Annotated in this window: 11 protein-coding genes; 8 read left to right on the top strand and 3 right to left on the bottom strand. The window is 69.8% G+C overall.

What is annotated here, in order from left to right; genetic code table 11:
• The first annotated feature begins 15 nt into the window (after nt 1-15).
• From JI746_RS00055 to JI746_RS00045, 3 genes are read left to right on the top strand one after another with little or no spacing between them, the layout of a single operon-like run.
• Nucleotides 16-1,380 (top strand): UDP-glucose dehydrogenase family protein, encoded by a 1,365-nt coding sequence (locus tag JI746_RS00055; RefSeq protein WP_201686739.1) that lies wholly within the window; start codon nt 16-18, stop codon nt 1,378-1,380.
• A complete protein-coding gene (locus JI746_RS00050) occupies nt 1,377-2,402 on the top strand; it encodes an SDR family NAD(P)-dependent oxidoreductase (protein WP_201686738.1) in 1,026 nt (341 codons plus the stop codon). The genes JI746_RS00055 and JI746_RS00050 overlap by 4 nt, the downstream gene beginning before the upstream one ends.
• Complete coding sequence (locus JI746_RS00045; protein WP_201686737.1) at nt 2,392-3,669, top strand: nucleotide sugar dehydrogenase; 1,278 nt, start codon at nt 2,392-2,394, stop codon at nt 3,667-3,669. Before JI746_RS00050 ends, JI746_RS00045 begins: the two co-directional genes overlap by 11 nt.
• Before the next feature lie 13 nt (nt 3,670-3,682).
• Here JI746_RS00045 and JI746_RS00040 read toward each other — a convergent pair whose 3' ends face one another.
• The 3 genes from JI746_RS00040 to JI746_RS00030 all read right to left on the bottom strand — a co-directional run bounded on the left by JI746_RS00040 (nt 3,683) and on the right by JI746_RS00030 (nt 7,309).
• Complete coding sequence (locus JI746_RS00040; protein WP_201686736.1) at nt 3,683-4,429, bottom strand: response regulator; 747 nt, start codon at nt 4,427-4,429, stop codon at nt 3,683-3,685.
• 81 nt (nt 4,430-4,510) lie between these two features.
• The gene (locus tag JI746_RS00035) at nt 4,511-6,817 is read right to left on the bottom strand and encodes a hybrid sensor histidine kinase/response regulator (RefSeq protein ID WP_201686735.1); all 2,307 of its coding nucleotides are present in this window, start codon (nt 6,815-6,817) and stop codon (nt 4,511-4,513) included.
• A 99-nt stretch (nt 6,818-6,916) separates the two neighbouring features.
• Nucleotides 6,917-7,309, bottom strand: coding sequence for a hypothetical protein (locus JI746_RS00030; RefSeq protein ID WP_201686734.1), 393 nt, complete (start codon nt 7,307-7,309; stop codon nt 6,917-6,919).
• Nucleotides 7,310-7,683: 374 nt separating this feature from the next.
• Here JI746_RS00030 and JI746_RS00025 point away from each other — a divergent pair, with 374 nt between their 5' ends.
• The 5 genes from JI746_RS00025 (at nt 7,684) to JI746_RS00005 (ending at nt 11,732) form a co-directional block, all read left to right on the top strand.
• Complete coding sequence (locus JI746_RS00025; protein ID WP_201686733.1) at nt 7,684-7,956, top strand: DUF4242 domain-containing protein; 273 nt, start codon at nt 7,684-7,686, stop codon at nt 7,954-7,956.
• Between the two features lie 110 nt (nt 7,957-8,066).
• Nucleotides 8,067-8,810, top strand: a complete 744-nt coding sequence (locus tag JI746_RS00020; protein WP_201686732.1) for a glutathione peroxidase — start codon at nt 8,067-8,069, stop codon at nt 8,808-8,810.
• Nucleotides 8,811-8,851: 41 nt separating this feature from the next.
• Nucleotides 8,852-9,640: a creatininase family protein gene (locus tag JI746_RS00015; protein WP_330892663.1), complete on the top strand. Its 789-nt coding sequence runs from the start codon at nt 8,852-8,854 to the stop codon at nt 9,638-9,640.
• A 20-nt stretch (nt 9,641-9,660) separates the two neighbouring features.
• The gene (locus JI746_RS00010; protein WP_408004067.1) at nt 9,661-10,932 is read left to right on the top strand and encodes a YncE family protein; all 1,272 of its coding nucleotides are present in this window, start codon (nt 9,661-9,663) and stop codon (nt 10,930-10,932) included.
• Nucleotides 10,933-11,033: 101 nt separating this feature from the next.
• Nucleotides 11,034-11,732, top strand: a complete 699-nt coding sequence (locus JI746_RS00005; RefSeq protein WP_236599458.1) for a DUF1294 domain-containing protein — start codon at nt 11,034-11,036, stop codon at nt 11,730-11,732.
• Nucleotides 11,733-12,028: the final 296 nt, after the last annotated feature.

Below are 12,028 nucleotides of genomic sequence, written 5' to 3'. Positions count from 1 at the left end.
ACGGAAAGCTTCATCATGAAACTCACCATCGTCGGTACCGGCTACGTCGGACTCGTCACCGGAGCCTGCTTCGCCGAAATGGGCAACGACGTGCTGTGCGTCGACCTCGACGCCGGCAAGATCGAGCGCCTGCGCCAGGGCGAACTGCCGATCTTCGAGCCCGGACTCAAGGAGATCGTGCTGCGCAACGTGGCCGAGGGGCGCCTGCACTTCACCACCGACGTGCGCGAAGGCGTGCGCTTCGGCACGATGCAGTTCATCGCGGTGGGCACGCCGCCCGGCGAGGACGGCTCGGCCGACATGCAGCACGTGCTGGCCGCCGCGCGCGCCATCGGCCGCCACATGAACGACTACAAGCTCGTGATCGACAAGAGCACGGTGCCGGTCGGCACGGCCGATGCCGTGCAGGCGGAAATCGCCGCCGCGCTGGCCGAGCGCGGCATGGCCAAGGTGCCGTTCTCGGTGGTGTCGAACCCCGAGTTCCTGAAGGAAGGCGCGGCGGTCGAGGATTTCATGCGGCCCGACCGCATCGTGGTCGGCGTCGACGACGAGCGCGCAGCCTTGCTGATGCGCGCGTTGTACGCGCCCTTCCAGCGCCAGCGCGACAAGCTGGTGGTGATGGACGTGCGCTCGGCCGAACTCACCAAGTACGCGGCCAACGCGATGCTGGCGACGCGCATCAGCTTCATGAACGAGATGGCGCTGGTGGCCGAGAAACTGGGCGCGGACATCGAGCAGGTGCGCCGCGGCATCGGCAGCGATGCGCGCATCGGCCCGCAGTTCCTCTATGCCGGCTGCGGCTACGGCGGCTCCTGCTTCCCCAAGGACGTGAAGGCGCTGCTGCGCAGTGCTGCCGAAGTGGGCGAGCCGCTGCACGTGCTGAGCGCGGTGGAACGCGCCAACGAGCGCCAGAAGCACGTGCTGGTGGACCGGGTGCTGCGGCGCTTCGGGCCCGATCTCTCCGGCCTGCGCTTCGCGCTGTGGGGCCTGGCCTTCAAGCCCGACACCGACGACGTGCGCGAGGCGCCGAGCCTGGTGGTGGTGCGGGAACTGCTGGCGCGCGGCGCCCGCGTCGTGGCGCACGACCCGGAGGCGATGGAGCGGGCGCGCGAGGCGCTCGGCGCGGCGGGAGCGATCGAGTACGCCGACGCGCCGATGGCGGCCCTGGAGCGCGCCGATGCGCTGATCGTCGTCACCGAGTGGAAAGCCTACCGCGCGCCCGACTTCGACCGCGTGCGCACCCTGCTGCGTCAGCCGGTCGTGATCGACGGCCGCAACCTGTACGACGGCGAACTGCTGCGCGGCTACGGCATCGAATACCACCCGCTCGGCCGCGCGCCGGTGCTGGGCACGCCGGCGCCGCTGGCGCTTGCGGCATGAGCAGCATCCTGGTCACCGGGGCGGCGGGCTTCATCGGCATGCATGTGTGCCGGGCGCTGCTGGCACGCGGCGACGAGGTGCTGGGCGTCGACAACCTGAACGACTACTACGATCCCGCGCTGAAGCAGGCCCGCCTCGCGCAACTGCACGGGCAGCCGGGCTTCTCCTTCGAAAAGCTCGACATCGCGGACACCGCGGCCGTCGAAGCCTTGTTCGCGCGGCGCAGCTTCGACCGTGTCGTGCACCTGGCCGCGCAGGCCGGCGTGCGCCATTCGCTGACGCATCCCCATGCCTACGTGCAGGCCAACCTGGTCGGATTCGTCAACGTGCTGGAAGGCTGCCGCGCCCAGCGCACCGCGCACCTGGTGTACGCCAGCAGTTCCAGCGTGTACGGCGGCAACACCAAGCTGCCGTTCTCCGAGGACGACCGCGTCGACAGCCCGGTGAGCCTGTATGCCGCCACCAAGAAAGCGAACGAGCTGATGGCGCACAGCTACGCCCACCTGTACGGCATGCCGTGCACCGGGCTGCGCTTCTTCACCGTGTATGGCCCGTGGGGCCGCCCGGACATGGCGTGCTGGAAATTCGCCCGCGCCATGCTTGCCGGCGAGCCGGTGCCCGTGTTCAACCACGGCGACCTGTTGCGCGACTTCACCTACATAGACGACATCGTGGCGGGCGTGCTGGCCGTGCTCGATGAAGCGCCGGCGGGCCCGGTGCCGCAGCGGGTGCTGAACATCGGCGGCGGGCAGCCGGTGCAGTTGCTGGAATTCATCCGGCTGCTGGAAGCGGCGCTCGGCGTGCCGGCGCAGCTGCAGATGCTGCCGATGCAGCCCGGCGACGTGCCCGCGACCTTTGCCGATGCGTCGCGGGTGAAGGCCTTGCCCGCCGCGCCGCGCGAGTTCACCCCGGTGGCGGTGGGCCTGCGGCACTTCGCCGACTGGTACCGGACCTACCACGACATCCCGGCGCCCGCGGCGCCCACTCCAGGAAGCGAAAAGGAAGCGGCTCATGATGCTTGAAGACAAGACCCTGGCCATCATCGGGCTGGGCTACGTGGGGCTGCCCCTGGCGGTCGAATTCGGCAAGCGGCGGCCGGTGATCGGCTTCGACATCAGCCCGCATCGCGTGGCCGAACTCCAGGGCGGCGACGACCACACGCTCGAATGCAGCCGCGCGGAGCTGAAGCAGGCCGCGCACCTGCGCTACAGCGCGGACCCCGCGGAACTGCAGCAGGCGCAGGTGTTCATCGTGACGGTGCCGACGCCGGTGGACGCGGCCAACCGCCCCGACATGCGCCCGCTGGTGACGGCCAGCGAGACCGTCGGACGCGCGCTCAAGGCCGGCGACGTCGTCGTGTACGAATCGACGGTGTATCCGGGAGCGACCGAGGAGGTCTGCGTGCCGGTGCTGGAACGGGTCAGCGGCCTCGTCTTCAACCAGGACTTCTTCTGCGGCTACAGCCCCGAGCGCATCAATCCCGGCGACAAGGAACACCGCCTGACCTCGATCCGCAAGGTGACCAGCGGCAGCACGCCGGAGGTGGCCGACGCGGTGGACGCCCTGTACGCCCAGATCATCACGGCGGGCACGCACCGGGCGAGCAGCATCAAGGTGGCCGAGGCCGCCAAGGTGATCGAGAACACGCAGCGCGACGTGAACATCGCGCTGATGAACGAACTGAGCCTGATCTTCCGCCGCCTCGGCATCGAGACGCTCGAAGTGCTGGAGGCCGCCGGCACGAAATGGAATTTCCTGCCCTTCCGCCCGGGCCTGGTCGGCGGCCACTGCATCGGCGTGGATCCGTACTACCTCACGCACAAGGCGCAGGAGCTGGGCTACCACCCCGAGGTGATCCTGGCCGGGCGCCGCATCAACGACAGCATGTCGCGGCACGTGGCGGATGAGACGGTCAAGCTGATGCTGCGCAAGGGCCTGCCGGTCCTGGGCAGCAAGGTGCTGGTGCTCGGTCTCACGTTCAAGGAGAACTGCCCCGACGTGCGCAACACGAAGGTGGTCGACATCGTGCGGACGCTGCAGGGCTACAACGTGCAGGTCGACGTCTACGATCCGTGGGTCGACACGAAGGCAGCGGAGCACGAGTACGGACTGCGCTGCCTTGAACATCCGCCGGAGGGCGGCGGCTATGCGGCCGTCGTGGTCGCCGTCGGCCATCGCGAATTCCTGGAACTCGGCGCCGCCGGCATCCAGGCCTATGGCCATCCCGGCGCCGTGATCTTCGATGTCAAGGGCATCCTGCCCAGCGCCGCGGCGGACGGGCGGCTCTGACCGCCGCCAAGGCTCACGCCGGGTCCGTCGGCACGAACATGTAGCCCGCGTTGCGCACCGTGCGGATCACGCGCGGCTCGCCGCCGGGATCGGGCTCGACCTTGCGGCGCAGCCGCCCGATGCGGATGTCGATCGAGCGGTCGAACGGCCCCCACTCGCGGTTGCGCGATTTCATCAGCAGCTGGTCGCGCGTCAGCACGCGGTTCGGGCTGTCGAGGAAGGCGGAGACCAGCTCGAACTCCATCGCGGTGATGGTCACTTCGGCGCCGCCGACCTCGAACATGCGGTGGGCCGCGATGTCGACCTCGCAGCGCCCGAAGCGCAGCCGCCCGGGCGGTGGCTGCGTTTGCCCGCCGGGTGCGGCGCGGGCGGGCGCCGTCGGCCCGCGGGCCTGCACCCTGCGCAGGACGCTCCGGATGCGGGCCAGCAGTTCGCGCAGGTCGAAGGGCTTGGCGATGTAGTCGTCGGCGCCGACTTCCAGCCCCACCACGCGCTCGATCACGTCGCCGGAGGCGGTGACCATGAGGATGCCGAGCTCGTAGTGCTCGCGCAGGTAGCGCGCCAGCACCAGGCCGTCTTCGCCCGGCAGGCGCACGTCGAGGAGGACGGCGTCCGGCAACTCGCGCTCGATCTCCTGGCGCATCTGGGTGCCGTCGGCCGCCTCGGAGACGCCGAAGCCGTGGTTCTCCAGGTAATCGCGCAGCAGCGAACGTACCGACGCGTCGTCGTCGACCACCAGCAGGCGGGTGCGTGCGTTCATGCGGCGGATTGTGCCGTCGGCCTCCCGCGCTGGCGAGCGCCGATACAAAACCGCTACACAGTCGCCGCGAGGGGCGTGATTTCAGCCCTGGCCCAGCAGTTTCGCGAGCAGCGGACGCAGGACGGCACATTCGATGGGCTTGAGCAGCAGGCTGCTCACGCCATGCTCCGACAGATCCTTCTCGCTGAGGTCGACGGCGTTGCCGGTATAGAGCAGCACCGGCAAGGAAGGCCGGTGCGCGCGCGCATGGCGGGCCAGGGCCAGGCCTGTCATGCCGGGCATGGTGTGGTCGGTCAGCAGCAGCGCGAACGACTCCTGCGGCACGGCGAGCTGGCGGGCGGCAGCGAGCGGATCGGTCTGGAGCACGACCTCCAGGCCCCAGGCGCGCAGCAGGTCCTGCATGAAGCCGCTGACGATCGCCTCGTCCTCGACCAGCAGCACGCGGCCGTGCAGCTTCGGTACCGCGAGGGCGGCGGCCGGCCGGGCCGCGCCGGACGCCGCGTCGCATTCGTCCGCCGTCACCGGCAACAGCACCCGGAAGGTCGACCCGGCGCCGGGTGAAGTCGTGACCTGCAGGTGGCCCCCGTGGTCGTGCACGATGCCGTGGACCATCGCCAGGCCCATGCCGGTGCCGCGCCCGACTTCCTTGGTGGTGAAGAAAGGTTCGAACATGCGGTCGACCACTTCGGGCGCGATGCCGCGGCCGTTGTCCTCCACCTCGAAGCACACCCAGCGCACGCCGTGCAGCGCATGGCTGCAGGAGGCGCAGTGGCCGCGCACCGCGCGCTGCGTGATGCGCAGGCGGAGGGTGCCGTGCTCGCCGATCGCGTCGCGCGCGTTCAGGCACAGATTGAGCAGCACTTGCTGGAACTGCACCGGATCCGCCAGCACCGCGGGCACGTCTGCAATCGACCCGCAGGTCGTATCGGCTTCCACGGCGACGGAGGAGGGCAGGTTGGGGCGCAGCAGGTGCAGCACGTCGGCCAGGATGTGCGCGGCCGACAGCAGCCGCCGCTCGCCCCGGCGCGGACGCGAGAAGGCCAGCAGCTGGGCGACGTGCTCGCGGGCGCGCTCCGCCGCCAGGCGCGCCTGGCCCAGGTCGCGCGCCAGCGCGGGGTCCGCCTCGGTGGCGGGCCGCTCGCGCGCCATGTCGATGTAGCCCAGCACGCTGGTCAGGATGTTGTTGAAGTCGTGCGCGAGCCCGCCGGTGAGCTGGCCGATCGCTTCCATCTTCTGCGCCTGGCGCAACTGGCGCTCGAGCTCGGCCCGGCGCTGTTCCGCCGCCAGCCGCTCGCTGATGTCGCGCAGCGCATAGAGCACATGGGGCTCGCCTCCGTACGTCATCGGCGTGGCCCGCACCTCCACCTGCAGCGCCGAGCCGTCCTTGTGCCGGCCGGCGATCTCGAAGCGCAGTTCCTTGCCGGCCAGGGCCTCCAGGTGATCGGCGCGCAGGCGCGTGCGCGCGTCCTCGTCGGCGACCGTGAGCGAGCCGTCGGCGTCCATCACTTCCTCGCGCGCATAGCCGCTCATCGCCAGGTAGGCCGGGTTCACCTCCACGGCGCGAAAGCGTGCGTCGCGCAGCACCAGGGCATCGGCCGACGCATGGAAGATGGCGCGGTACTGCTCCTCGCTGGCGCGCCGCGCCTGCTCGGCCCGCTTGGCCTGGGTGATGTCGCGGCCGATGTACAGCACGTGCGGCTGCCCGCGGTGCTGGATGGGCACGCCGCGCAATTCCAGCTCGTAGTAGCTGCCGTCGCGCCGCCGCAGCTGCGTTTCCAGTCGAACGGTGGCCCCGGCCAGCGCCTGCTGGTGCAAGGCACGGATCTCCGCCGCGACCTCCGGCGGGTTGGCCAGCACGCGCGCCTCGCCCAGCACCTCGGCGCGCCGCAGGCCCGTCCAGGCTTCGTAGGTGGCATTGACGTCCACGATGCTGAAGTCGGCGTCGCGCAGCACCATCGCATCGAGCGAGGCATTGAAGATCGTGCGGTACTGTTCCTCGCTGGCCAGCAGCTCGCGCTCGCGCTGGCGCCGCTCGCCGATGTCGCGCAGCACGGCGAGCGCGTGCGGGCGGCCGTCCTGCACGAAGGGCATCACCCGCAGGTCGGCTTCGAAGCTGCTGCCGTTGGGGCGCAGGACGGTCGTCTCGATGTGGGTGGTCTGGCCCGCCAGGGCGCGCCGGATCATGTCGACGCGCTCGCGGACGTAGCCTTCCGGCATGGTGGAGGGATAGGTGTTGCCGATCAGGTCTTCGCGCCTGTAGCCGTAAAGGGCGAGGCCGGCCGGATTGACGTCGACGATGCGCAGCTGCTCGTTCCACAGGAACAGGCCGTCCTGCGAGCCTTCGAAGATGGCCCGGTACTGCCCGCCGGTGGGGACTTGCGTGCGCATGGAGCAGTCTAGGTCGGGACGGCCCGTTCCGCACGGCTCGTTTCCGCGCGGAACCACCCCGGATACCCTGCGGCTGCAAAGGCATCCGGGGCGCCGCGTTCAGCGCATGCCGTTGCCGGCGATGACGGTGACCCGCGCCTGGCGGCCGGCGCTGGCAAGGTAGGCCGCGCCGCCGTCCTCGCCGTTCATGGCGCGCACCTGCTCGCGTGAGGCGATGTACTCGGCGCGCACTTGCGCCCGGGTGGTGCTGCTGCCGGCCATCAGGGTCTCACCCTGCTGCAGCCGCCACTCGGACGCAGCGCTCGTGAGCTGCGCGGGATGCGCCATCAGCGCGCTGCGGACTTCGGCGCGGCTCAGCGTGCCGGTGAAGGCCGGCAGCACCTCGATGGGGCCTTCGGCCCGCGCCTCGCCGGTCATGAAGGCGGCCGCCGCGAGGGTGGCCGCCGCGACACTGCCGAGATAGGCGAAGGTGGATGCAAGGGAAGCTTTCATGCTGTTCTCCGTGAGCGAGGGGAGGGGGTGGCTGGCGGTCCTCGCTCTCTGCCGCCTGCCGTGGGGGGATGCATGCAAGTCTGGCGGGCGGACGTATTGGCGCTGTTTCGGTGGCGCGCGGTCTTGTCGTCGATTCGTATCGCCCGCGGGCGGCTTCGCACGCGGTCGGGCCGGGCGCAACGCGCGGAATACAAGACGGTGCGCCGGCCGCTACAAAGCGGCGGCGGGCAGCCAATGGCGGGATACCTGCGGGCGCCACGCTTGGCGCTGGTTCGAAAGCGCGCTGTCGCCGACGGGCCGACGACGCCGGCCGGCCGCTGAACCCGCAGCGCGGCCCCGGTGACCTCCCGCTGCGGGTTTCAGTGAGAACTTCCATGAAACGCTACCTGATCGAACGCGAGATCGCCGGTGTCGGCAAGCTGAACGGCGAACAACTCAAGGGCGCCGCCGAGACCTCGAATGCCGCACTCGCGCACCTGGCCGGCAAGGTGCAATGGGTCCAGTCCTTCGTGGCCGACGACAAGACCTTCTGCATCTACCTGGCCGATGGCGAGGCGGCGGTGCACGAGCACGCCAGGATCAGCGGCTTCCCCGCCTCCCGCGTGACCGAACTGCGCGGGGTCATCGATCCCATGACGGGAGCCTGAAAACGACGGCAGCGGCGCGGCCCTCCGGAGGGCTGCGCCGGGCGGGGGCAACACGGCTTGCCGCATCCGGCGCAAGATACGCAGATCGTCCATTGCCGGAGAGTCACGCCATGCCACAGCCGACCCGCGAAGGCCAGTCGGTCCCCCAGGTCAAGTTCCGCTACCGCGCCGACAACGACTGGAAGGAGATCACCTCCGACGCCCTGTTCAAGGGGCGCACCGTGGCGGTGTTCTCGCTGCCCGGCGCCTTCACTCCCACCTGTTCCAGCACCCACCTGCCGCGCTTCAACGAGCTGGCGCCCACGTTCAGGGAGAACGGGGTGGACCAGGTGGTCTGCATCGCCGTCAACGACCCGTTCGTGATGGAGGAGTGGGCGAAGAGCCAGGAGAGCGACAACATCTTCATGCTGCCCGATGGCAACGGCGCCTTCACCGAGCAGATGGGCATGCTCGTGGACAAGAGCGACCTGAACTTCGGCAAGCGCTCCTGGCGCTATTCGATGCTGGTGCGCGACGGCATCGTCGAGAAGATGTTCGTCGAGCCCGAGGAGCCGGGCGATCCGTTCAAGGTGTCGGACGCCGACACGCTGCTGCACTACGTCAACAAGGACGCACGCGGGCCGGACCAGGTGGCACTGCTCACGCGCGAAGGCTGTGCCTTCTGCGCCAAGGCCAAGAAGGTGCTCGACGAGGCCGGCATCACCTACGCGGAGGTGCCGCTGCCGCACAGCATCCGCACCCGTGCGCTGGGTGCGATCGCCAAGGCGCAGACCGTGCCGCAGATGTTCGTCAACGGCGAGCTGGTCGGAGGCAGCGACGCCGTCGAGGCCTGGGTGAAGCAGCGCCGGCGATGAGGAATGCGCAGGCTCGCGGGCCTCGTGCACAATTCCGTCGGGTGACCTGGACCGCCGCCACTGCCCGCATGCTGATCGTCCTGCTGCTGGCAGGCGGGGCCTGGCCTTCGGCTGCGGCGCAGCTCCAGCTCGACGCCCTGACGTGGCCGGAAGTGCGCGACGCGCTGCGCGGCGGCAGCACGACCATCCTGATCCCCGTCGGCGGCACGGAACAGAACGGTCCGCACATGGCGCTGGGCAAGCACAACGTGCGGGCCGCCCGGCTGGCCGAGCGCATCGCCACGCAACTGGGGCACACCCTGGTCGCCCCGGTGGTGGCCTACGTTCCCGAGTCCGCGGGGCACATGCGTTTTCCCGGCACGATCTCGGTCTCGGGCGAGGCCTTCAGCGGCATCGTCACCGGCGCCGCGCGCAGCCTGCGCCAGCACGGCTTTCGCGACATCGTGCTGCTGGGCGACTCGGGCGACTACCAGCCCCTGCTGCGGCAGGTGAGCGAACGCCTGAACCGCGAATGGGCCGGCAGCGGCACGCGCGTGCACTACATCGCCGCGTACTACCAGGCGGCGACGACGGGCTACGCCCGCTTGCTGCAGGAGGCCGGCTTCACGCCGGCGCAGATCGGCCCGCATGCCGGGCTGGCCGACACTTCCCTGATGCTGGCCGTCGATGCCTCGCTGGTGCGCAGCGATCGCCTGGGCGAGGCGTCGCCGCAGACCGGGGTCACGGGCGATCCGTCGCGCGCCTCCGCCGCACTGGGGCAGAAGGGCGTGGACCTCATCGTCGAACAAACCGTCGCCGCGATCCGCCAGGCCCTGGTGCGAACGCGGTGAGCACGCAAGGATCCATCCACTTGAAGCAACTCCGCGCTCTCTGTGCCGCTGCCGCCCTGGCGGCCGGACTCGCCGTCGCGCATGGGCAGATCGCCGCGCCCGTGCCGCTTGCGCCCGTCGTCACCGTGCCGGGCATGCCCGGCGTGCCCGACCCCAGGAACCTGTACAGCGAGACGGCAGCCGGCAAGCTGTCGCCGGCGGTGGCCGGACACCTGGAACGCGTCTACGTGCCCAATCGCGGCGACAACACGGTCTGGGTGATCGATCCGGTGACGCTGCGGGTGGTGGACCGCTTCCGCGTGGGCGTGAATCCGCAGCACATCGTGCCCTCGTGGAACCTGCAGGTGCTCTGGGTGGCGAACAACGCCGAGGGCCGCACCGACGGCAGCCTCACGCCCATCGATCCGCGCACCGGCAAGCCGGGCCCCTCGGTGCCCGTCGACGACCCGTACAACATGTACTGGTCGCCCGACGGCCGCTTCGCGATCGTGGTGGCGGAGGCCTACCGGCGGCTGGACTTCCGCGATCCCGTCACCATGCGCCTGCTGTACTCCATCGAGACACCGGACTGCGCCGGGATCAACCACGCGGATTTCTCCATCGACGGCAGCCATGCCCTGTTCACGTGCGAGTTCGATGGCGGCCTGACCAAGGTGGACCTGGTGAATCGCAGGGTCGTCGGCACCATCAAGCTGTCGCGCTATTTCGACCGTCCCGACGTGCTGGAGATCCTGGAGCGGCCCGGCCGCAAGCCGCGCCGGATGATCGACCCTGTGCTGCCGCGCTCCCTCGTCATCACCGGCACGCCGATGCCGCAGGACGTGCGCGCTTCGCCGGACGGCCGGCGCTTCTACGTCGCCGACATGGTCTCCGACGGCGTGCACGTGGTGGACTTCGCCACCTTCCGGCAGGTCGGCTTCATACCGACCGGCATCGGCACGCATGGCCTGTACCCGAGCCGCGACGGCACGAAGCTCTATGTGGCCAACCGTGGCAGCAACCACGTGCACGGACACCGGCGCGGCAAGGGCAGCGTCTCGGTGATCGACTTCGCGACCGAAAGAGTCGTGGCCGAGTGGCCCATTCCCGGCGGCGGCAGCCCGGACATGGGCAACGTGAGCGCGGACGGGCGCTACCTATGGCTCTCCGGCCGCTACGACAACGAGATCTACCGCTTCGACACCACCAACGGCAGCGTCGTGCGCGTGAAGGTCGGGCGCGAGCCGCACGGCCTCACCGTGTGGCCGCAGCCGGGCCGCTACAGCCTGGGGCACACGGGCAACCTGCGCTGAAGCCGGGGCGTGTCCTCGCGGCCACCACGGCCGCTCCGCCCGAAAGCGGACGCCTCTGCGCTGTTCGCTAAGATGTCGTTCCAGGGAGGGGCCAGGCTGGCTTGCGCGCATCGGCGCACGGCAGCGTGTTGCCGGGTTCGAGCATGCGCAGGGAAGGCACGATCGTCCGCTGGGACGAAGCGAGAGGGTTCGGATTCATCCGTAGCGGGTCGGTCGCACAGGACGTGTTCGTGCACGTGCGCGACTACCGCTCGCCGGATGGCGCCGCACCGCGGGAGGGCCTGCGTGTCACCTTCGAGGACATCCATGTCGGCGGCAAGGGCCCCCGCGCTGTCGCCGTGCTGCCGGTCGCCCTTGCACGCGGCAGCCATGCTGGCGCAGCACCCGAACGTCGATCCGCCTTGCCGCGCGAGCGGCGTGCCCGCCCGACCCAGCCGTCGCCGCAATCGGGCGCCTGGTTCGCCCTGCCGCTGATGGCCGCCTACGGTGTGGTGCTGGCCTGGCTCGTCTGGCACCGGCTGCTTCCCTGGTGGGTGCTCCCCGCATCCCTGTTGCTGAACCTGGCCACCTTCTTCGCCTACTGGCAGGACAAGTATGCGGCGCAGAAGCGTCGCTGGCGCATCAAGGAGGACACGCTGCACCTCTGGAGCCTGGCCGGTGGATGGGGCGGCGCATGGTTCGCGCAGCAGGTCCTGCGGCACAAGTCGGTGAAGGCGAGTTTCCGCACCGCGTACTGGGGCACGGTGGTGATCCACTGTGCTGCGATCCTGGCCGTCGGGTGGTTCTTGCAGCACCGGTGAGTCCACCCCGGCCCTTGTGGCCACCCGGGAAGGAGCCGTGATCGACCTTGGTCCAAGTTGATCGCTGCAACAGGATTTACCCTGGAGGTCCGCCCCTCGCCGACAGCAGTGCCTCGGGCCACGACGGACGGCAGCGGCTTCATCACGCCCGGACCACGCGCACGTGCCGCCAATGTCAAGCGACATCAGAATCTGACCCCCTGGCGACATCCAAAACTGACCCCCTGGTTTGTTTCCTAATGGGCTGTTTCTGCAGTTGAGAGTTGAGGATTGATCAACCCGGCCTTGCGCTTGGC

It is taken from the genome of Ramlibacter alkalitolerans (assembly GCF_016722765.1).
Lineage (GTDB): Bacteria > Pseudomonadota > Gammaproteobacteria > Burkholderiales > Burkholderiaceae_C > Ramlibacter > Ramlibacter alkalitolerans.
Note: the sequence above shows the minus strand (reverse complement) of the source record. Positions and strands in the feature narration are given on the sequence as shown.